We start from the raw sequence: 21637 nt of genomic DNA, 5'->3' as shown, positions 1-21637 counted from the left end.
AAGAGGCGGATAGCGGGGGGGTGAACGCTGCGTGACACGTTCCCTCGATCGACGGGCTGCGCAAGGGGTTCTCGACCGCGACGGTGCAGGCGCAGGGTCGCCGCCCGTGCCTGGCCGCAGGCACGGGCGGGTCCGGCGGGTCAGCGGCTGTAACGCGCCACCGTGATCTTGTCGATCACCGGTGCGTACTGGGAGCGCAGGAGCACTCCCGGGAACGTCTTCGACGCGTACGTCGTCCCGTCGAAGTTCGGCATTTCCTCGCTGGAGAACCGGATCGTGTTGGCCCCCTTCTTCAACCTCACCGGCACCGTGAGCTCCCAGAAGTTGTTCTCGTGGAACGTGTGGGGGAACAGCACGCGCTGCGGCGCCCCGCCGTTGACGGCGATGTCGGCGTGCCGGGCCAGCGGGTCGGGGTTGTAGTGGGTGGCGGGTGACTGCTCGGGGTTGGAGTAGCGCACCCGCATCGCGTACGTGCCGGAAGCGTCGGCGCGTACGGTGAAGGTCAGGGTGTTGGCGTTGCCCGGTGCGCCGCCGATGCCGGTGACGGCGGACTGGCCACTGGCGAGGGAGAGCGGTTTCGCGGCCGCCGTGCCCGCGAGCTGGGCCGACTCCGCTTCGTAGACGGTGGCCGGCAGCGTGCCGGGGCGCACGTCCAGACGGTCGACGAGCACCGTGGCCGCGCGGCCGGTGACCGTGACCTTGTTGACGCCGCCGGACAGCGACACGGTCGCGGTGGAGTGGCCGCGCCGGGCGTCGTCCAGGACTTCCAGGCCGTTGACGGCCATCCGCGCCTTGCCGGGTCCCGACAGCTTGAGGTCCAGGACGGCGGCGTCGTCCGCAGCCGAGTAGACCCAGAACGTCACCGACTGGCCCCGGGAGACCGCCGCCGCGCCCGAGCCGGAGATTCCGGCGCCCTTGACGTCGTAGACCGCCCGCGCCCCGTGCAGTTCGGCCAGTTCGCCCTCGTACCGGGTGGTGGCCGCCGCGGGGTTGGGCAGCGTCAGGCGGATGCGGTCGATGATGGCGTCGCCCTTGGTGGTCTTGGAGCCGTCGAGGCTGCGGGCGGCCAGGGAGATGACGTGGGTGCCGGCCGTCAGTTCCACGGTGGTGCCGGCGTGGTCCCACACCACCCACTTGTAGCCGAGGGGCAGGTGGAGTTCCTGCTCGGCGCCGCCGTCCACGCGGACGAAGACGTTGGTCGGGCCCTGTTCGCGCACCAGGTCGTAGGTGTTGAGCGAGTTGGCGAAGACGCTCAGGTCGTAGCGGCCGGTCTGCGGCACCTCGACGGTGAAGTCGAGCACGCCGTCCGAGCCGGTGCGCAGGCCGCCGACGTTGTAGCGGCCGGAGGTGTAGAACTTCGACACGTCCGACGGGGAGCCTTCGGGTCCGTTGCGGCTGTAGCCGCCGCCGGTGTACTGCGCGTCCTCCGCCTCGTACGACCGTTGCCACAGGTGCGGCGGCGGGGCGGTCGTGGTGCCGGTCCCCGAGGGGGACAGGATGATCTCGTACGCGGACGACTCCTCCAGCGCCGGCAGGTCGACGACCACGGTTCCGTTCTTGACCGTGATGTCGCGTTCGGCGACGAGCGCGGGCTGCGGCGAGTCGCCGAGCTGCCCGGTCCACGGGATCTCCCTGATCCAGGCGTGCGCCTTGCGGCCGAAGAGCTTGGCGGGGACGTTCTCGAAGCGGATGTGGGCGGCGCCGCTCGCGCCGCCGAAGATCGTGCGGGCCTGTCTCTTGGCGGGGTCGAGCGTCGCGAGTCCCTGGAGGCTGTAGTTCTTTCCGGGGTACGGGGGCGTGACCTGGACGGTGTGGCCGCTCATCTGGCCGTAGGCGTGCAGCAGCCACCACTGGCCGTTGGCCCGGTTGGCCTGCACGGCGGAGTCGGACAGGTTGCCGTCGATGTTCCAGTACGCGATGTCGGCGTCGACCTTGGACTCCTCGATGGCCGACACCCACTGGATCATCTGGCCGGGCACCGAGGTGTGGTAGTTGAAGGCGTACTCGTTGATGTTGATCGGGAGTTTCTTGCCCTCGTACGGGGTGCCGGCGAAGACCTCGGCCTCCATCTCGCGGTAGCGCTGCGCGCCGGCGCGCACCTGGGCGGGGTGGCTGAGCTCGTGCCAGGTCATCACCTCGGGGACCGTGCCCGCCTCGACCGTGTGCTCAAGGAAGCCCTTGACCTGGGAGTACAGCACGCTGGTGTTGGGTCCGGCGATGCGGGCGCCGGGCATCCTGCCCTTGATGAGCGCGTTGATCTCGTCCCAGGCCTGGAAGTAGTGCCGCGGGTCGCTGAGCCAGCTGACGCCGTTGTAGCTCCACTCCCCCGTGCCGAACATGTTGCCTTCGGGCTCGTTGAACGGGACGAACACGATGTTGTCTTGATATTTCGGGTCGAGCGTCAGGACCTGGTCCACCTGCTTGGCGATCTTCTGTTTGAACAGGTCCAGCTTCTCCTCCGGTGTGCTGCCCGGCCACTGGTACGGGAAGCCGCGGTGGATGTCGGTCATGTAGATGTACACGTCGCCGTCGGTGCTGTCGGCCAGCGGCTTGACCACCTCCAGGGCGTCCGCCCCCGGATGCTGCGGGCCGTCCTGGGCCTTGGTCGAAACCGTGCGCAGCCGCATGCCCTCGATGAGGTTGTTCGTCGGCACCCCGGGCCCGTACAGGCCGTAGAGCGTGCCGGACGCGCCGCCGTGGAAGGCGCCGGTGTTCTTTGCCAGGTCGATGACGAGCTGGCCCTCCCGGATCACCGTGACCTCGGCGGTGACGGGGTGCCCGCCCGCCGTGCCCGTGACGGTGAAGGTCCCGGCGGCGGCGTATTTCTCCGGGTCCACGGCCGGCCAGGTGACGGGCAGGTCGCGGTCGTACCCGTCGGAGAAGGCGGCGCGGACGGCGGGCGGGAGGTCGGGTGCGGTGCCGATGACCGTCCGCACGCCGAAGGCGTCCTGGGCGAGGGCGGTGGGCGCCGGCGGGGCGCCGACCGCCAGCTCGGCCACCTGCTCGGGCGTGAGCGCCGCGGCGTAGATGCGGAAGTCGTCGATCGCGCCGCCGAACAGCGGGTCGGGGTAGAACGAGCGCCCGATGAACCCGGCGGACGTCGTCGAGGCGTCGATCAGCTGCGCCGCGGTGATCGTCGTGGGGGCGGAGGCCACGGCGGCCCCGTCGAGGTAGGTCGTGATCCTCCCGGCCGCCGTGTCGAGGGTGACGGTCAGTGTCTTCCAGGCGTTCGCGGGCAGCGGGGCGTAGCCGGTGACCTGCGCCTCCGCGCCGCCGCCCGCGGTGGTGACCGCCGTGCGCAACAGGCCGTCGCCGTTGTACGGGGTGCTGAACAGGTATCGGGTGTTGTCCTTGCCGAGCGCGTAGATCCACTGCCAGGGGGACGTGGTGCCGTCCCATTTGACCCGGGCGGACACGGTCAGGTCGGTCCTGTCCTTGATCGCGGCCAGCGGGATCCTGACGTAGGCGCCGTCGGAGGTGGGGGCGCCGCCGGGCAGGCTCAGCGCGTGCCCGCCCGCCGCGCCGTCCACCAGCGCCGCGGTGGCCGGGTTGACCAGTTCGCCGTGCAGGCCGTTGCCGGAGGAGTCGGTGATGGAGGCGGTGGTGAGGTCGTCGGTGTCGAACTCGTACACGAGCACGGGGGCCGGAGCGGCGGCGGCGGCCGCGATCCCGGTGGTCAGCGAGAGGGTGAGGGCCGCGGGAAGGAGTGCTGCGCACCAGGCCCTGATCGGTAATGCCATGGCGATGTCCCCTGAATGTGAGCGCTAACAAGGCTGTGGGGAGCAGATCGGCAACGCGACCGAGGGGTTTCGCGCAGGTTACTTGGCTGCTTTCCAGCCGTCAATGGGGCACTTTTCCGCGATGTCACGATTAGGTATCGCCGGTTGCGGCGGGTCTTGACGTCACTCTCATCGAGCGCGACAGTCGTGCCACATCGTTGAACCGGTTCGCCCGTACCGGGGAACGCAGGATGCGCCGGTGCGGCGCAGACCTGCCCACTTCCAGGAAGAAGGCGACGTCGGAGCAGCGATGCGAGGGAGCACTGCAACGCGACCGTCGAACCGGTTCGATGAATCAGGAGGTGTGAGTGGCGACGATCGGAGACGTGGCCCGGGAGGCCGGGGTGAGCCGCAGCACGGCGTCGTACGCGCTGTCGGGCAAGCGGCCCATCTCGGAGGAGGTGCGCCGGCGCGTGCTGGCGGCCGCCGAGGCGCTCGCGTACACGCCGAACGCCGGCGCCCGCGCGCTCGCCACCGCCCAGACCAAGGTCCTCGGTCTGCTCGCCCAGTTCCACGAGGACGAGTTCGCGCCCGCGATGCTGCAGTACATCCTGGGCGTCACCAACACCGCCCGTGACCTGGGCTATGACACGCTGCTGGTCACCGAGGCCGACGGGGTCCGGGCGCTGCGCCGTATCACCGACTCGCGGATGGTGGACGGCGTGGTGCTCATGAACATCGCCCAGGACGACGCGCGCCTGCCCATCCTGCGCGCCGCGCCGCAGCCCGGCGCGCTGGTGGGCCTGCCCGGCGACTGCGCCGGCCTGGACGTGTTCGACTTGGACTTCGAGGAGGCCGGGCGGGTGATGGTCGATCACCTGCACCGGCTCGGCCACCGCGAGCTGATCCTGATCTCCCAGCCGGAGCACGTGGTCGAGCGGGGCGGCGCGTACGTGTGGCGGCTGCGCGACGCCGCGCTCGAACGCGCCCGCCAGCTCGGGCTCACCCTGCACGCCGTCTACGGGGAGTCCCGGCAACCGGCCGTGGGACGCCTGCTCAACGACCTGCTCGACGCCTACCCGGCGGCGACGGGCCTGCTGATCAACAACGAGGCGGTCGCGGCGGCGCTGCCTTCCGTCGCCCATGAGCGGGGGCTGCGGGTGCCCGAAGACCTGTCGGTCATCGGCCGCTACTCCGCCGACTTCGCCGCCACCTTCTCCCTGCCCTACTCCCACATCGAGAGCGCGCCCGACCGCCTCGGCTCCATGGCCGTGCGCCAGCTCGTGCGCCGCGTGGAGTCCACGGCGGCCAGGAAAGAGCCGTTCGTGGTGCGCTTCATCTCGCCCGAACTGACCGATCGGGGCAGCACCGCGCCCCCGCATTCCCGCTAGCACCAGGCCCCCGACCCCCCACACGTACGACACGCTCGCAATGGGAGCGTTAACACTTGGAGTAATCGATGAACCGTCCGTCGGTGTCCACGAGGGCGGCGGTCTTCGGAACCGCCGTCCTGGCCCTGGCCGCCTGCGCCTCCACTCCGCCGCAGAGCGGCACCTCCTCCGCCACCGCGAGCGGCGCGTACACCTGGTGGGACCCGTACCCGCAGCACGACGCGGGCTCCGCCTGGGCTGAGCGGGTCGGCGCCTGCGGCGAGGAGGCGGGCGTCACCATCCAGCGCACCGCCTACGACACGACCGCCCTCACCAACCAGGCGCTCCTGGCGGGCCAGGAAGGCAACGCCCCCGACGTCATCCTGCTGGACAACCCGGCCGTCTCGACGCTGGCGGACGCCGGCATGCTGACCGCGATGTCCGACTTCGGCCTTGAGGTGAACCGGTTCGACGAGAACCTCATCGCCGCCGGCGAACTGGACGGCAAGACGTACGGCATCCCCATCGGCGCGAACACCCTCGCCCTCTACTACAACAAGAAGATCCTGGACGAGGCGGGCGTCGACCCGGCCTCGATCACCGACTGGGCCTCGCTGGACGCGGCGCTGAAGAAGGTCAAGGAGGCGGGCAAGAAGCCGATCACCTTCGCGGCCATCGGCACCGAGGAGGGCTCCTTCCAGTTCCTGCCCTGGTTCTGGGGCGCCGGCGCCCAGCTCACCCAGCTCGACTCGCCCCAGGCCGTCGAGGCGCTGGAGCTGTGGACCTCCTGGGTCAAGGACGGCACCGCGCCCAACTCGGTCATCAGCAACTCGCAGAACACCACCTGGGAGGAGTTCCTGACCGGCGAGTTCGCCTTCGCCGAGAACGGCACCTGGCAGATCGACAGCGCCGCGAAGGCGGACTTCCCGACCGGCATCGTGCAGATCCCCGGCAAGGACGGCGGCGTCGCCCCCACCCCCACCGGCGGCGAGTTCATCACCGTCCCGGTGCAGAAGGACACCGGCCGCTACGACGTCACCAAGAAGATCCTCGAATGCATGACGACGCCCGAGGGCCTGGTGGAGACCGGGACGACCTTCGCGTACTACATCCCCTCGACGGCCGCGGGCCAGGAGGCCATCCTCGCGCAGGACGCCACGCTCAAGCCGTGGGTGGACGCCGTGCGCAGCGCCAAGGGCCGTACGAGTGACAACCTCGGCACCGACTACCCGAAGATCTCCGAGGCGCTGTGGACCGGCGTGCAGAAGGCGCTGAGCGGCGCGGCGAGCCCCGCCGACGCCCTCAAGGAGGCCCAGGCCCGGGCCAAGCAGGCCGTCGGCGGCTGATCGGAACGCCGATGGCCTCATCTCGCAGCATCGGGGCGGTGACCCGCCCGGCGCACCGGGCGGCGCGGCGGCCGTTCAGGTGGCCGGCGCTGGCGTTCCTCGCCCCGCTGCTGGTCTACCTGCTGCTGTTCTACGCCTATCCCCTGTACCGCAACATCGAGCTCAGCCTGCACGACTACACGCCCCGCGCCTTCATCCAGGGCGACCCCGAGTTCACCGGCCTGGAGAACTACGTCAAGATCCTGGCCGACGACGCGTTCCTGAGCGCGCTGGGCAACACGGCGCTGTTCACGCTGGGCTCCATCGCCGCGCAGTACGCGCTCGGGCTGGCCCTGGCGGTCTTCTTCCACCGGAGTTTCCGGCTGTCGGCGGTGCTGCGGGCGATGTTCCTGGTGCCGTGGCTGCTGCCGCTGATCGTGTCCGCCTCGACCTGGTCGTGGATGCTGAACAGCGAGCACGGGATCGTCAACGCGGCCCTGCAGGCGTTCGGGATCGGCCAGATCAACTGGCTGACCTCGCCGGACACCTCGCTGCTGGCGGTCACGATCGCCAACATCTGGCTCGGCATCCCGTTCAACCTGGTCATTCTGTACGCGGGACTGCAGAACATCCCGGCCACCCTGTACGAAGCCGCGGGGCTGGACGGCGCGAACGGCTGGCAGCGGTTCTGGAGCATCACGTTCCCGCTGCTGCGCCCGGTCTCGGCGATCACGCTGCTGCTCGGGCTGATCTACACGCTCAAGGTCGTCGACATCATCTGGATCATGACGAGGGGCGGGCCCGCGGACGCCTCGACGACGCTGGCCATCTGGTCCTACCGCGAGGCGTTCGGCACCGGGCAGCCCGACTTCTCCCCCGCGGCGGCGGTCGGCAACCTGCTCATCCTCATCGCCTTCGCCGCCGGGCTGCTGTACGTGCGGCTGCAGAGGGAGACGCCATGAGAGCGTGGAAGACGGCCGTGGGCGTCGTCCTGGTGATGGTGATGCTCTTCCCGGTCTACTGGATGATCAACGTCTCGCTCACGAAGACGAGCGACATGCGGGCCGACCCGCCGCACTGGTTCCCGTGGGACCCCACGTTCGAGGGGTACGCCGCCGCGTTCACCCAGCAGCTGCCGGCCCTGGCCACCAGCCTGTTCATCGGGCTCGGCACCGTCGTGCTCACGCTGGCGGTGTCGCTGCCGGCCGGCTACGCGCTGGCCAAGCTCCGCCCGCGCGGCGGCCGGGCGATCGACTTCCTGCTGCTGGTCGCGCAGATGATCCCGGCGGTCGTCATGGCCATGGGCTTCTACGCGATCTACATCAGGCTCGGCCTGCTCAACACCGTCCCGGGGCTCATCGTGGCCGACTCGACGCTCGCCGTGCCGTTCGGGGTGCTGCTGTTCCGGGCGTTCATGGCCGGGATCCCCGGCGAGCTGCTGGCGGCGGCGCAGATCGACGGGGCGAGCACGTGGCGGACGTTCCGCTCGATCATCCTGCCGCTGTCACGCAACTCGGTGATCACGGTGTCGCTGTTCACGTTCCTGTGGGCGTGGTCGGACTTCATCTTCGCCTCCACGCTCAACCGCAACAGCGACGTCATCCCGATCACGCTCGGCATCTTCCGCTACATCGGCAACAACACCACGCAATGGAACTCGATCATGGCGACCGCCGTGATCGCGTCCGTCCCCGCGGCGTTCCTGCTGATCCTCGCGCAGCGCTACATCGCCGCCGGGGTCACCGCGGGCGCCGTCAAGGACTGAAAGAAAGGGTTTCACCATATGACCAGCCCCGTGCTGCCGTCACACGGCCGGGCACGCCCCCTCGGGCTCGCGCAGGTCAGGCTCACCGGCGGGTTCTGGGGCCACCGGCAGGCCGTGAACGCCACGGCGACGCTGGCCCACTGCGAGTCGTGGATGGAGCGCCTCGGCTGGCTGGCCAACTTCGACCGGGTCGCCGACGGGACCACCGGGCCCGGCCGTCCCGGCTGGTCGTTCTCCGACTCGGAGGTCTACAAGCTGCTGGAGGCCCTGGCCTGGGAGAGCGCCAGGACCGGCGACCCGGAGGCGGAGGCGGCGATCAAGCGGCTCACCGCCCGCGTCGCCCGCGCCCAGGACCCGGACGGCTACCTCAACACCTGCTTCGGCCACGGTGACCAGCCGCCGCGCTACAGCGACCTGGAGATGGGCCACGAGCTCTACAACACCGGGCATCTGCTCCAGGCGGCCGTGGCCCGGCTGCGCACGCACGGCGAGGACGACCTGGTACGCGTCGCCCGCCGTGCCGCCGACCACGTGTGCCGCGCCTTCGGCCCCGACGGGCTCGACGGCATCTGCGGCCATCCGGAGATCGAGGTCGGCCTGGCCGAGTTCGGCCGCGCCCTGGGCGAGGACCGCTACGTCGAGCAGGCCCGCCTGTTCCTCGACCGCCGCGGCCACGGAAGGCTGCGGGACATCCCGCTGGGGCGGGCGTACTTCCAGGACGACGTACCGATCAGAGAGGCGGACGTGTGGCGCGGCCACGCCGTGCGGGCGCTCTACCTCGCCGCCGCGGCGGTCGACGTCGCGGTCGAGCGCGGCGACGACGACCTGCTGCGCGCCGTGGCACGCCAGTGGGAACGCTCGGTCGCCCGCCGCACCTACATCACCGGCGGCATGGGCTCGCGCCACCAGGACGAGGGCTTCGGCGAGGACTGGGAGCTGCCTCCCGACCGGGCCTACTGCGAGACCTGCGCGGGAGTGGCCTCGATCATGGTCTCCTGGCGGCTGCACCTGGCCACCGGCGACGTGCGCTACACCGACCTCATCGAGCGCACGCTCTACAACGTCATCGCCGCCTCGCCGAGCGACGACGGCCGGGCCTTCTTCTACGCCAACCCCCTGCACGAGCGGGCCGCCGGGCGGCCCGCCGACCCGGACGAGGTGAGCCCGCGGGCCGAGGCGGGCGCGCGGGCCGCCTGGTTCGACGTCTCCTGCTGCCCGACGAACGTCGCCCGCACCCTGGCCAGCCTGCACGGTTACCTGGCCACCAGCGACGACGACGGCCTGCAGATCCACCAGTACGCGCCCTGCGAGATCCGCGCCGAGCTGCCGGGCGGGCGGGCGGCGTCCGTGGACGTCGAGACCGCCTATCCCGAGAGCGGGACCGTCCGGGTCAGGATCGCGGCCGACGCGGACGCGCCCTGGACGCTCACCCTGCGCGTCCCCGCCTGGGCCGCGGGGGCCACGCTGACCGAGGGCGGCCGGACCCTCCCGGCCGGGCCGGGTGTGGTGAGCGTGCGGCGCGCCTTCCGCGCCGGCGACGAGATCGTCCTCGACCTGCCCATGGCGCCCCGCTTCAGCTGGCCCGACCCGCGCATCGACGCCGTACGGGGGTGCGTCGCGGTGGAACGCGGGCCCGAGGTGCTGTGCCTGGAGTCCCTCGACCTGCCCGATGGCGAGCTCGACACCCTGGTGGTCGATCCCGGTGCCGTGCCCCGGGCCGTTCCCGGTGGAGCCGTGGTCCGCGGCCGGGTGCTCGGCCTGGACGGCGGGGCCTGGCCCTATCCCCCGGACCCGGTCCGCGCCGCCCGCGGCGAGTGGTTCGACGTGCCGCTGGCGCCCTACCACCGGTGGGCGCGGCGGGGCCCGTCGAGCATGCGTGTCTTCCTGCCCCTTTCCTCTGCTCAACCCCCACCAGAAGGAGAGTGATGTCCATGTCCCGCATCCGAGTGCTCGCGTTAGCCCTGGTCACCGCGGCCGCCACCGTGGTGACCCCCGCTCCCCCGGCCGCCGCGGCCGGGGCGACGCTGACCGTCGACGTCTCCCGCCCGTTCCGCCCGGTCACCCACGCCGCGACCGGCGGCCTGTACGGGCTGGCGGAGAACTCCCGCCCGGCCGACTCCACCCTGCTGCCGATCAAGGTCAACTCGCTGACGCAGCCCGCGCCCGGCGTCGGCCAGCGTCCCAACGGCCAGCCGCCCGGCGGCGACTCCCTGCTGATCGCCCCGCAGGCCGACCGCGTCGGCGCCGGTCAGTACATCCGCATGCCGGACATCTACCCTAATTTCCCCTACCGCTGGGTGAGCTGGAACGACTGGCTGGCCAAGGTCGACACCATGGTGCGGGCCCGCCTGAACGCCACCACCGTCACCAACGTCCTCGGCTGGGAGCTCTGGAACGAGCCCGACTACACCTGGGACACCGCCGCCGCGGGCGACTTCAACGAAGGCTGGGTCCGTACGTACCGGGCCGTCCGCGCACTCGACCAGCAGACGCCGATCGTCGGCCCCAGCACCGCCGTCTACAGCCGCTCCTGGATGCGGGCGTTCCTGATCCGCGCCCGCGACACCGGCACGCTGCCCGACATCATCTGCTGGCACGAGCTGATCAACCCCGACAGGATCGCCTCCGACGTCGCCGACTACCGCAACCTGGAGGCCTCGCTCGGCATCAGCCCGCGCCGCATCTCCATCAACGAGTACGCCGCCCCCGCCGAGGTGGACGTGCCCGGCCGGGTGGCCAGCTACGTCGCCAAGCTGGAGCGGGCCGGCGTCGAGTCCGCCCACCGCGCCTTCTGGTACGAGTACGGCACCATGAACGGCCTGGTCGTGAACAACAACCAGCCGACCGGCACCTGGTGGCTGTACAAGTGGTACGGCGACATGGCGGGCAACATGGTCACCACGACGCCCGGCGGCCAGACGGGCCTCGACGGGTTCGCCGCGTACGACCCCACCCGCAGGATCGTCAACGTGGTCTTCGGCGACGAGGCGGGCACCAACACCATCGAGCTGACCGGGCTGCAGGCGCTCGGCTCCAGCGTCCGCGTCACCCTCCTGTCCACCCCCTCCCGGGGCCGCTTCACCGCCGTGACCGCCCCCACCACCGTCTCCACCTCCACCCGCACCGTCTCGGGCGGCCGGCTCAGCGTCTCCGTACCGAACATGTCCGCCACCAGCGCCTACCAGCTCGTCGTCGAACCGGCCTCCGGCGTGCCCGCCTACCAGCAGCGCTACGAAGCCGAGAACGCGTCCGTCTTCCGCGCCCTGCGGCTGACCTCCTCCAGCGCGTCGGCGGGCGGATACGTCGGCCGCATCGACAACTCCGGCACCCCGCGCACCGACAGCTACGTCGACTTCATCGTCAACGTGCCCGAGGCCCGCACCTACACCATGACCATCGGCTACGCCAACGGCACCGGCGCCACCGCCACCCAGGGCCTGGCCTACAACGGAGGCGCCTGGCGCACGGTCAGCTACCCGCCGACCGCCGGCTGGGGCCAGTTCGGCGCCACCATCAGCACCACCGTCGACCTGCGCGCCGGATACAACGTGATCCGCCTGGCCAAGGGCTCGCCCTACTTCGCGGGCGGCACCGGCTACGCCGAACTGGACTACATCCAGCTCACCTGACCACGAAGGGACCCTCCGCGCCATGACCACCGTGTTCTCCCCCTGGGAGATCCCGTTCAGCTACCACGGATCGTGGTTCTGCTTCTCGCCCGTGGTGGCGGAGGGAACCTACGCGGAGGAGGTGCATCTGGTCTCGCACCAGACCGGCATGCACCCGGTCATGAAGCTGATCCCCGAGACCACGGCCGCGATCACCGCAACCCCGCACCGGCTCACCTGGCACGACGGTGAGCGCCTGATCGACCTCGCCTACGAGAACGTCGACACGGTGCGGGTGCGCGGCCGCGGCCTCGGGCTGCGCCTGCTGGCCGCCGACCCGGTGCTGACGCCGTTCAGCGGACCGTACTTCTATCAAGACCCCGTGGACGGCTCGTACGTCCTCACCCTCTACCAGACCGGCCGCCGCTACCGGATCACCCTGCTCGCCGGGCGGGCCGAGCACCTGGGCGCGCAGGCGCTCGGCGCCGCCGAGCGCGGCATCCGCCTGAGGGGCGCGTGGGAGATCGCCATCGAGGAGTACGAGACGGCACGCGCCCCCTACACCGCCGGAACCCCCTTCGACCAGGTGGCCGAGGCGGCGCGGGCGGAGTTCGGCACGTTCGCGGAGGCGGTCGCGCCGTGGCGCGGCGACGACACGCCCGCCGCCGAACTGGCCGCCTACGTGCTCTGGTCGGCCACCGTGCGCCCCGCCGGGTTCGTCACCCGCCCGGCCGTGCTGATGTCGAAACACTGGATGGACAAGGTGTGGAGCTGGGACCACTGCTTCAACGCCATCGCCCTCGCCGGCGGTCTGCCCGGCCTGGCCTGGGACCAGTACCGCCTCCCCTTCGACCACCAGGACGCCGCCGGCGCGCTCCCCGACTCCATCACCCACTCCGAAATCCTCTACAACTTCGTCAAACCACCCATCCACGGCTGGGCCCTGCGGCATCTCCCCCCGGCGCCGGACGTCTACCCGCTGCTGGAACGCTGGACCACCTTCTGGCTCACCGCCCGCCGCGCCCCCGGCCACGAACTGCCGCACTACCAGCACGGCAACGACAGCGGCTGGGACAACGCCACCACCTTCGACCCCGAACGCGTCGTGCAGAGTGCAGACCTGGCCGCCTTCCTCATCCTCCAGCTGCGCGCACTGGCCCGCCTGGCCCCCTCCGGTCCGTGGAACGCGCAGGCCGGCCGGATGCGCGACGCCCTGCTCGCCGAACTGTGGGACGGTGACCGGTTCGTCGCCCGCGGCGTGCTGTCGGGACGTACCTGGTCCAGCTCCAGCCTGCTCGACCTCATGCCGATCGTGCTGGGCGAAGAGCTGCCGCGCCCCGTCCGCGCGGCGCTGGCCGCCCGGATCGAGCGGCACCTGACCCCGTTCGGCCTCGCCACCGAGCTGCCGGACTCACCGCACTACCAGGACGACGGCTACTGGCGCGGCCCCATCTGGGCGCCCTCGACCGTACTGATCGAGGACGGCCTGCGCCGCGCCGGTTACCCGCAGCTGGCCGACGAGATCAGCAGCCGCTTCCGCGCGCTGTGCGAGAAGGCGGGGTTCGCCGAGAACTTCGACGCCCGCACCGGCCAGGGCCTGCGCGACCGCGCCTACACCTGGACGGCCGCCGCCTACCTCCACCTGGCCGCCGCCCACAAGAGACGGACGTCGCCGCCTGAGCTGGACAGTTGATGGACGGGCAGGGAGATTCACGCGTGCCCGTTCGAGGGTAGTGGTCACCCGTACGACGGTCGCACGATGCCAGGTACGGACCATGGACAACCCAACGGACAAATCACTCGGACCTCCGGCTCCGGCCGGGATCCCCCGCAGGCCGGGGAACAGCAGGCTGCTCGCCATGCTGGCCGCGGCCGAGCACGGAATCCTCTACCTGGTGTCGTTCGCGCTGCTGGCCCTGGGCGTCGGCATCCTCGCCCTCATGACCCTCACGATCGTCCAAGGAGGCGTATCCGGCGCCGAGAAAATCATCATCATCCTGGAAGAGCTGCTCCTGGTGCTGATCGTGCTGGAGATCTTCGTGACGGTGCAGACCCACCTGGAGGGCGGCCGCCTGCAGCTGGAACCGTTCATCATCGTCGGCATCATCGCGATCATCCGGCACATCCTGTCGGTGGTCGTCCGGCTGACCATCCCGGTCAACCCGGCAGAGAGCCGCCAGCAGCTCACGGAGCTCGCCATCTACGCCGGCAGCGCCTTCATCCTGGTTGCCGCCCTGGCACTGACGCGGTGGTCGCGACGCCGGCCCACCCCGCCCGGCACAGCGCTCCCGGACGAGACCTGACCGATCCTCCTACCTCCAGGCGTCATCCGGGATTCGATAGAGCGCCCGGATCTCGGTGAGCCACCCCGAGTCGATGAAACGCCCGGTTATCCGGCCGACCAGGGTGAGAAAGGCGGACAGAGATCGCATGTCTCCAGGGAAATCCAGCCCCGCCAGGTATTGGCCGAGCACTGATCCCGGCCCGTCTCACCGTCATCCACGGGGCCCATCGCCTCGACGAACGCGCCGTCGTGGAAATGATCCAGGTCGTGGATCCCATCGACGTGGCGATCGTACTCCACCCGGAAGACGCTGCGCCCTCCCCTGCTGAGCACATGTTCTTCGAAATAGCTCCCACTGATGCCGAGGACGTGCGTCCAGCCGAGATTCCGGATCCGCCCTTAAAAGCCGGGCAACCTCCTCGGGGTCGTCGTTCTTCACCCACAGCCCCGAAAAGCGCGTAGCGAAACCACGCGCTGCCAGCAGACTCCACTGGTCCACGAGGGGAAACGCTTCTCTCATTCCGGCGTTCAAATCTTCCCTATGCAGCCGAGCGATATCGGGTTGCTTGTGGGGGTTCTCGACAACTACATGTTGGCAGATGGGCGAATCTCGGCTCTCCGACGGCGTTGTCACCCTCTCCCCGCTGTGCCTGGACGACCTGGACGCGCACCTGGCCGGTGAGGACGACCAGCTGGTGCGATGGCTCAACGGAGGGCCCAGCACTCGGGCCGGAACCGAGGCGTACATACGAAAGTGCATGCAGCAGTGGAGCACCAACGGCCCGCTGCGCGCCTTCGGGATCCACGTCGCCGTCCAGGCGGACCTGGTAGGCACCATGGACGTGCGATTCGGGATAGAGGACTTGGCGGAAGACCAGGTGAGCCTCGCGTACGGGCTCTACCCGCAGTGGCGGGGACGCGGCCTCGCCACCCGCGCGGTCCACCTGGCCTGCGGATTCGCAGCCGCCCAAGGGGCGACACAGGCGGTGATCAGGGTGGAGCCGGAGAACGCCGCGTCCGTCGCCGTCGCGCAGCGGTCCGGTTTCCGCTACGTCACACAGATCCAGGATCCGGACGGCACCCAGTTCAAGTGCTACGTCCGCGACCTGAGCGCGGGCTGACACCCTCAAGCAGGCAGGCCGGAACTCGAACCATCTGGATGGGTGTAGCGGTCACGGCCCGCCAGGAGCGCCACGTATACCTGCGCGAGCGCGAGTACGGCGACGAGCACGAGGACAGGCGTCCAGGTGCCGCTGTAGTCGGCGAGCCAGCCCGCGGCGACCGGGCCGATGGCGGCGAGCACGTACCCCACCGACAGGGCCATGCCCGACAGGCGGGTCGTGTGCAGATGCGTCCTGGTGCGCAGCCCGATGAGGGCAAGCGCGACGACGATGGCGCTCCCCGCGCTGATCCCCGCCAGGAGAGCCCACACCACCGCCCAGCCCGGCACCCACAGCATGCCCGCCATCGCGGCCGCCATCGGGACGCTGACCAGCACGCTGGCCGCCCGCTGGTCCGCCTTCCGGCCCATGACGGCGATCACCGCCAGCCCCGAGACGATGCCGACGGCGTGGTAAAGGAAGAGGTGCCAGCCGGCCGTGCCCGCGTCCACCCCGTGTTCGGCCTCGATCGCGGGCAGCCAGTTGGCCAGCAGGTAGAACGTCGTGGACTGCAGTCCCATGAACAGCGTCACCTGCCATGCGGTGGCCGACTTCCACATCGGCCTGTCCCGCGGGGCGGCCGGCGCGGGCTCAGCGCTGAGGGCCGCGGGGGTGTACGAGTCGCGCATGCGCATCGCCCAGACCGCCGCCGCCACCAGCGCAAGACCGGCCCAGACCGCCAGCGACCAGCGCCAGCCGCCTCCGGTCGCGGCGGCGATCGGCACGGCGACGCCTGACGCCAGCGCCGCGAAACCTGTCATGACAGCCGTGTAGATGCCGGTGACGCGCGAGAGGTCGCCGGGATGGTCACGCTTCACCACCGCGGGGACGAGCACGTTGCCGACGGCGATCGCCCCGCCGACCACGACGGTTCCGGCCCACAGCCATGCGAGGCCCGGCAGCGAACGCAGGGCGGTACCGGCCGCCAGCGCCGCCATCGCCCACAAGATCACCGGGTCGGCGTCGCCGAAGCGGCGGCTGAGCAGGTGGACGAGAGGCGACAGAAGCGCGAAGGCCAACAGAGGCAGCGCGCCCAGCACGCCCAGCGCGGTGTTGCCCAGCCCGGCGTCAGCGCCGATCAGGTCGAGGACCGGCCCGACGGAGGTCAGGGCCGGACGCAGGCAACTGGCCACCAGCAGGACGGCGACGAGCTTGAGCGCAGCACGCCCGCCGGGCCCGCCGGTGGCCGGGACCGTCGAACGGGCGGGAACGCCGGTGGTCATAGGGGTTCTCCCAACGCTGCGACGTAGGTGCCGCCGTCCCATGCATGCCTTCTCTGTTCAGCACGCGCAGGGACAGATGAGCCGATTGGTTCATATACGTACCAGAGCAACGCGGCCGGGAGGGATGGGCCGCCGTCTGTCAGATGCGGAGTCCGGCGGGTCCGCGTGCCGTGGCGGCGGCCAGTTCCTTGACCCGGGAGGCGGGCGCGGGAATGCCGGGCGACGCCTGAACCCAGGCCACCAGTTCGTGTCCGGCCAGGCCTGGCGGCGGCTGTCCCCTGTACACCTGGGCGAACAGGGGGGTGTTGGGTTCGCTGCGCCAGCTCTCCGCGAGTATGCCGAGGTCCACCGTGTCGAAGCCGAGGGCGTCGAGGAGGTCGGCCACCTCCTGCTTGGCGGGCCGCCGTCGTGCCGGAACGGCCGCTGGATCATCGGTCGAAGGCGCCCAGTTCGGACAGCCGCAGGTCCGGGTCGCTGCCGGCGCGCGTGACCACGCGGGTGAACGCGTCCGCCAGGCGGTGTGCGGTGGCCGGCTCGAACAGGTCGGTCGAGTACTCCAGCCAGCCGCCGACCCCCTCGGGCCCCCGGTACAGGTCGAGGGACACCTCCACCCGCGCCCGGCCCAGGTCGGGCTGCGGGACCACCTCCACGGTCAGGTCGCCCAGTTCGGTGCGGAGCAGGTCGGCGCTGGGCAGGTGGTGGGTGAGGTTGAACATCGCCTGGCACAGCGGCGGACGGCTCAGGTCGCGGGGCAGGTGGAGGGCGCCCAGGATGCGGTCCAGCGAGGTGCCGGCGTGGGCGAGGGCCTTGAGGGTGCTGACCCGGGTGCGCCGCAGCAGCTCACTGAAGGTCGGGTCGCCCGACAGGCCGGCCCGTGCGACGAGCGTGGTGGAGAAGTAGCCGATCAGCGGCGCCAGCTCGGGCCGGTCCCGCCCGGCCACGGGCACGCCCACGCAGAAGTCGTCCTGACCGGCAGCTGTGCCCAGCGTGACCTGCCAGGCCGCGAGCAGGGCCATGAACAGGGTGGCCCGGTGGGCGCGGGCGACGCCTTCCAGCCGGTCGACCTCCAGGGGCGGCACGGCCACGTCCGTCTTCGCGCCGCGGCCCGTCCAGCGGGCGGGGCGGGGACGGTCGAGCGGCAGGTCGAGCGGCGGCGAGCCGGCGAGCCGCTCGGTCCAGTAGTCCAGGTGGTCCCGGCCCTCCTCGGCCCGGCGCCGCTCCGCCGCGGCGAAGTCGCGGTATTGCAGGGGCAGCTCGTCCAGCCGGGGCGGGCGGCCTTCCCGGTGGGCGGCGTAGCATTCGCCGAGTTCGCGCATGAGCACGTCGAGCGACCAGTGATCGGCCACGATGTGGTGCATGACGATGCAGAGCACGGCCTCGTCGGGGGCCAGGCGCAGCAGCCCTGCCCGCCACGCGGGAGCCGCCCCGAGGTCGAACGGCCGACCGGCGTAGTCCACGATCGCCGCCCCGACGGCGTCGGAGCCGCTCTCCTCCGCACGCCCCGGCTCCAGGTGGTCCAGGCGCACCTCGCGGGGATCGTCCACGGTCTGGGCGGGCAGGTCGCCGTTCAGGACGAAGCGGGTGCGCAGTGTCTCGTGGCGGGCGGCTATCGCGGTGAACGCCGCGGCCAGGCCGGCCTCGTCGATGGGGCCGCGCAGCCGTACCGGCCAGGTGATGTGGTAGGCGCTGTCCTCTGGGTTGAAGCGCTGCAGGAACCAGAGCCGCTCCTGCCCGGTGGACAGCGGCCAGGTCTGCCGCTCGCCGCGGGCGAGCAGCGCCTGGCGCAGCGCCGCACGGCGTTCGGGGGGCAGCGCGGCCAGGCGCCGCCGCAGTGCCTCGCGCTCGTCCGCGCCGGAATTCCGGGTGCTCAACGGCCCTCACCTCTCAGACGGCCGACGGAACGACCCTCATCCCGGGGCTGCTCATGAGCCCCCCTCGTTGATCGGCGGCATGCTCCCGCCGGCGCCGTGGGAACGCTCCCATGAGGCTAGGGTCAACCTTCGCCCAAGGTCAAGATCCTCTTCACCGTACGCCCGGGACTCGATCCGGCCGCACCGTTGCCGCCCATTGCCGACCGCCGGGGCGATCGCTAAGCTCCTGCTGGGAGCGCTCCCAATTCTTCCCCCCGACAGTCCAAGGAATGCCGCTCGTGCCACAAAGACTGCTGGAAGGGATCACAGAGAGTCTGTCCGACGACGACCTCGGACTGCTCCTGCTGATCAGGCACTTCGAACGCAAACTGCTCGATCTGTTCGGCCAAGGACTCGTCCAGGGCACCACCCACACCTGCCTGGGGCAGGAGTACGTGCCGGTCGCCCTGGCTCCGCTGCTGGACGAGCGAGACTACGTCTTCAGCAACCACCGCGGTCACGGCCACTACCTGGCCAGGTTCCGCGACCCGTACGGACTGCTGGCGGAGATCCTGGGACGGGAGGGCGCGGTCTGCGGAGGGGTCGGCGGCAGCCAGCACATCCTGTCCGGCCGCTACCTGTCCACCGGGATCCAGGGCGAGAGCCTGCCGGTCGCCACCGGCGTGGCCCTGCGGCTGCGGGACGCCGAGCCGGGCGCGCTGGCGCTGGCCTACATCGGTGACGGGACGTGGGGGGAGGGCGCGGTGTACGAGGCGCTCAACATGGCCGCGTTATGGCGGCTCCCGCTGGTCGTGGTGACCGAGAACAACGGGATCGCGCAGACCACGCCGACCTCGGCGCAGCTGGCGGGCACGATCGGCGACCGGGCGCGGGCGTTCGGCTGCCGGTTCGCGCACTTCACCTCGCGGCACGTCGACGAGATCAGGGACGGACTGCGCCCGCTGGTCGAGCGGACCCGGGAGGGCGCGGGCCCGCTCGTGGTGGAGTTCGCCACGCACCGGCTCGGGCCGCACAGCAAGGGCGACGACACCCGCTCCGCCGAGGAGCTCCGGCACGCCCACGAGCACGACTGGTACCCGCGCGAGGGCGCCCCCGTGTCCGACCGCTTCGCCCGTATGGACGCCGAGGCGCGCGGGCTCGTCGAGGCCGTGGCCGGCGAGGTGCTGGCGCGGCCGCTGTCGGGACGGCTGGGATGAGGACGATGCGGGTCGCGGAAAGCCTCAACCAAGCTCTGCACCAGGTGCTCGACGGCGACGCGTCCGTGCGGGTGCTCGGCGAGGACGTGCTCGATCCGTACGGCGGAGCGTTCAAGATCACGAAAGGCCTGTCCAGCCGTTTCCCCGGCCAGGTGCTGGCCACCCCGATCAGTGAGAACGGCATCGTCGGCGTGGCCGGCGGCCTGGCCCTCGCGGGCGGCAAGGCGATCGTCGAGATCATGTTCTCCGACTTCGTGACCCTGGCCTTCGACCAGATCGTGAACTTCGCCGCCAAGTCCGTCTCCATGTACGGCCGGCCGGTGCGGCTGCCGCTCGTCGTGCGCTGCCCGTCGGGAGGCGGTCGCGGGTACGGCCCCACCCACAGCCAGAGCCTGCAGAAGCACTTCATCGGCGTGCCCGGCCTGGCGGTGTACGAGGTCTCCCCGTTCGACGACCACCACGAGCTGTTCGGCGAGATGCTCGCCCGCGGCGAGCCGTGCCTGCTGTTCGAGGACAAGATCCTCTACACCCGGCAGGTCTTCGCCGGCGGGGTCGCCGGCGACCTGTTCCGGTACGACACGCTGCCGGCGACGCCGGAGACCGGTCAGGTGACCAGGGTGTACCTGGACGACCCCGAGCAGGCGGACTGTGTGATCATCGCGCCGGGCGGGATGACGCACCGGGCCCTGGCCGCCATGCGCACGCTGCTGCTGGAACAGGAGATCACCTGTCTGCTGCTCGTGCCGCGCCGCCTCTACCCCTTCGACGTGGCCCCGCTGGCGCCGCTGCTGGAGCGGGCCGGCGCCGTGGTCGTCGCCGAGGAGAGCACCGCCGGCGGCACCTGGGGAGCCGAGGTGGCGCAGCAGGTGCACAGCCGGCTCTGGGGGCGCCTGCGGCGGCCCGTCTCCCTCGTCCACTCGGCGGCCAGCGTGATCCCGTCGGCCGCCCATCTCGAACGTGACGTGCTGGTGCAGGACACCGCGATCGTCCGCGCCGTACAGGAGCTGCTGTCTTGACCGAACTGCGCGTGCCCAAGCTCAACAACAACGACACCGAGTACGTGCTGGTCGAGTGGCTGGCCGAGGACGGTGCCGCGGTGGTGAAGGGCGATCCGGTGGTCGTCCTGGAGACCTCCAAGGCGGCCGAGGAACTGATGGCCGAGGCCGACGGCGTGCTGCGGCGGACGGTGGAGGTGGGCGCGACCTGCCGGCTGGGGGACGTGATCGCCCACATCTCCGGTGATGCGGCGCCGCCGCCCGTCGCCGAGGTCCGCCCGGCGCCCGCCGCCGGTCAGGACGCCGGCGCGCCGGTCGTCACCGCGCCGGCCCAGGCGCTGATCGACGAGCATGGCGTCGACCCGGCGCGGATCCGCGCGCTGGGCAAGAAGGTGATCAGGCGTTCCGACGTGGAAACCCTGCTGGAAACCGTCACGGACGACGGTGCCGGGGCGCAGCGGTTGCCGGCGGTCCAGCGGGCCGTGGCCGCCGCGGTCACGCGGTCCCACCAGACGATCCCGGCCGCCTTCACCGCGGTGAAGGTGGACGCCGGGCCGGCCATCGCGCGGGCGCGGGCCCTCAGCAAGGAGACCCGGACGCTGATCGGGCTGCCCGAGCTACTGGTCTCGGCGGTCGCGTCGCTGCACGACTCGTTCCCGATGTGCTTCGCCGAGCCGGTGGTGACGGACGGCGGCGAGGTGACCGTACGCCCCTCGCCGGAGCCGAACGTCGGGGTCACCGTGGACGTCGGCCACGGCCTGTACGTCCCGGTCCTGCGTGACGCCGGCCGCCTGCCGGTCGAGGAGATCGCGCGCCGGCTCACCGCGTACCGGACGAAAGCCTCACAGGGGACGTTCCGCGAGGATGACCTGGCGGGCGGGAACATCGTCGTCACCCTGCACACCGACGCGGCCGTGCTCCTCGCCGTGCCGATCGTGTTCCCCGGGCAGACGTGCGCGCTGTCGCTCTGCGCGCCGCAGCCGGAGTTCGTCCTCGGCCCGGACGGGAACGTGGTCAAGCGCACCACGGTCACCCTCGGGCTGGCGTTCGACCACCGGGTCGTCAACGGCCGTGAGGCGGCGGCGTTCCTGAACGCCGCGCGCAGGGCCCTCACCCCGTAG

General features: G+C 71.1%; 16 protein-coding genes. 12 read left to right on the top strand and 4 right to left on the bottom strand.

The window, feature by feature from the left end; genetic code table 11:
• Positions 1 to 140 precede the first annotated feature (140 nt).
• Positions 141 to 3740, bottom strand: a complete 3600-nt coding sequence (locus AB0J42_RS20630; protein ID WP_364296646.1) for a LamG-like jellyroll fold domain-containing protein — start codon at positions 3738 to 3740, stop codon at positions 141 to 143.
• A gap of 347 nt (positions 3741 to 4087) precedes the next feature.
• Between AB0J42_RS20630 and AB0J42_RS20625 the strand changes: the two genes are divergently transcribed.
• From AB0J42_RS20625 to AB0J42_RS20585, 9 genes are all read left to right on the top strand, one after another.
• On the top strand, positions 4088 to 5110 hold the full coding sequence (locus AB0J42_RS20625) for a LacI family DNA-binding transcriptional regulator (RefSeq protein WP_364296644.1): 1023 nt from the start codon (positions 4088 to 4090) through the stop codon (positions 5108 to 5110).
• A gap of 68 nt (positions 5111 to 5178) precedes the next feature.
• Entirely contained in the window at positions 5179 to 6435 is a 1257-nt protein-coding gene (locus tag AB0J42_RS20620; RefSeq protein WP_364296642.1) for an extracellular solute-binding protein, read from the top strand.
• Between the two features lie 38 nt (positions 6436 to 6473).
• Complete coding sequence (locus tag AB0J42_RS20615) at positions 6474 to 7376, top strand: sugar ABC transporter permease (RefSeq protein WP_364296640.1); 903 nt, start codon at positions 6474 to 6476, stop codon at positions 7374 to 7376.
• Positions 7373 to 8179: a carbohydrate ABC transporter permease gene (locus AB0J42_RS20610; protein ID WP_364296638.1), complete on the top strand. Its 807-nt coding sequence runs from the start codon at positions 7373 to 7375 to the stop codon at positions 8177 to 8179. The genes AB0J42_RS20615 and AB0J42_RS20610 overlap by 4 nt, the downstream gene beginning before the upstream one ends.
• Before the next feature lie 18 nt (positions 8180 to 8197).
• On the top strand, positions 8198 to 10105 hold the full coding sequence (locus tag AB0J42_RS20605; protein ID WP_364296636.1) for a beta-L-arabinofuranosidase domain-containing protein: 1908 nt from the start codon (positions 8198 to 8200) through the stop codon (positions 10103 to 10105).
• Between the two features lie 5 nt (positions 10106 to 10110).
• Positions 10111 to 11808: a CBM35 domain-containing protein gene (locus tag AB0J42_RS20600; protein WP_364296634.1), complete on the top strand. Its 1698-nt coding sequence runs from the start codon at positions 10111 to 10113 to the stop codon at positions 11806 to 11808.
• A gap of 22 nt (positions 11809 to 11830) precedes the next feature.
• Positions 11831 to 13480, top strand: a complete 1650-nt coding sequence (locus tag AB0J42_RS20595; protein ID WP_364296632.1) for a hypothetical protein — start codon at positions 11831 to 11833, stop codon at positions 13478 to 13480.
• A gap of 82 nt (positions 13481 to 13562) precedes the next feature.
• Complete coding sequence (locus AB0J42_RS20590; RefSeq protein ID WP_364296630.1) at positions 13563 to 14090, top strand: phosphate-starvation-inducible PsiE family protein; 528 nt, start codon at positions 13563 to 13565, stop codon at positions 14088 to 14090.
• A 580-nt stretch (positions 14091 to 14670) separates the two neighbouring features.
• Positions 14671 to 15192, top strand: coding sequence for a GNAT family N-acetyltransferase (locus AB0J42_RS20585; RefSeq protein ID WP_364296628.1), 522 nt, complete (start codon positions 14671 to 14673; stop codon positions 15190 to 15192).
• Positions 15193 to 15197: 5 nt separating this feature from the next.
• On the opposite strand, the gene AB0J42_RS20580 is transcribed toward AB0J42_RS20585, so the two are convergent.
• From AB0J42_RS20580 to AB0J42_RS20570, 3 genes are all read right to left on the bottom strand, one after another.
• Positions 15198 to 16454 carry an MFS transporter gene (locus tag AB0J42_RS20580; RefSeq protein WP_364296626.1) on the bottom strand — a complete coding sequence of 419 codons (1257 nt, stop codon included), beginning with the start codon at positions 16452 to 16454 and terminating at the stop codon, positions 15198 to 15200.
• A gap of 139 nt (positions 16455 to 16593) precedes the next feature.
• A complete protein-coding gene (locus AB0J42_RS20575; protein WP_364296624.1) occupies positions 16594 to 16839 on the bottom strand; it encodes a hypothetical protein in 246 nt (81 codons plus the stop codon).
• Between the two features lie 43 nt (positions 16840 to 16882).
• A complete protein-coding gene (locus AB0J42_RS20570) occupies positions 16883 to 18325 on the bottom strand; it encodes a condensation domain-containing protein (RefSeq protein ID WP_364296622.1) in 1443 nt (480 codons plus the stop codon).
• A gap of 278 nt (positions 18326 to 18603) precedes the next feature.
• Here AB0J42_RS20570 and AB0J42_RS20565 point away from each other — a divergent pair, with 278 nt between their 5' ends.
• Genes AB0J42_RS20565 through AB0J42_RS20555 form a run of 3 tightly spaced genes read left to right on the top strand, consistent with a single transcriptional unit; the run spans position 18604 to position 21637 of the window.
• Positions 18604 to 19521, top strand: coding sequence for a thiamine pyrophosphate-dependent dehydrogenase E1 component subunit alpha (locus tag AB0J42_RS20565; protein ID WP_364296620.1), 918 nt, complete (start codon positions 18604 to 18606; stop codon positions 19519 to 19521).
• A 5-nt stretch (positions 19522 to 19526) separates the two neighbouring features.
• The gene (locus tag AB0J42_RS20560) at positions 19527 to 20537 is read left to right on the top strand and encodes a transketolase C-terminal domain-containing protein (RefSeq protein WP_364296618.1); all 1011 of its coding nucleotides are present in this window, start codon (positions 19527 to 19529) and stop codon (positions 20535 to 20537) included.
• Complete coding sequence (locus AB0J42_RS20555) at positions 20534 to 21637, top strand: 2-oxo acid dehydrogenase subunit E2 (protein ID WP_364296616.1); 1104 nt, start codon at positions 20534 to 20536, stop codon at positions 21635 to 21637. Before AB0J42_RS20560 ends, AB0J42_RS20555 begins: the two co-directional genes overlap by 4 nt.

Source organism: Nonomuraea sp. NPDC049649, from assembly GCF_040675175.1.
In the GTDB taxonomy this organism is placed as follows: domain Bacteria; phylum Actinomycetota; class Actinomycetes; order Streptosporangiales; family Streptosporangiaceae; genus Nonomuraea.
Note: the sequence above shows the minus strand (reverse complement) of the source record. Positions and strands in the feature narration are given on the sequence as shown.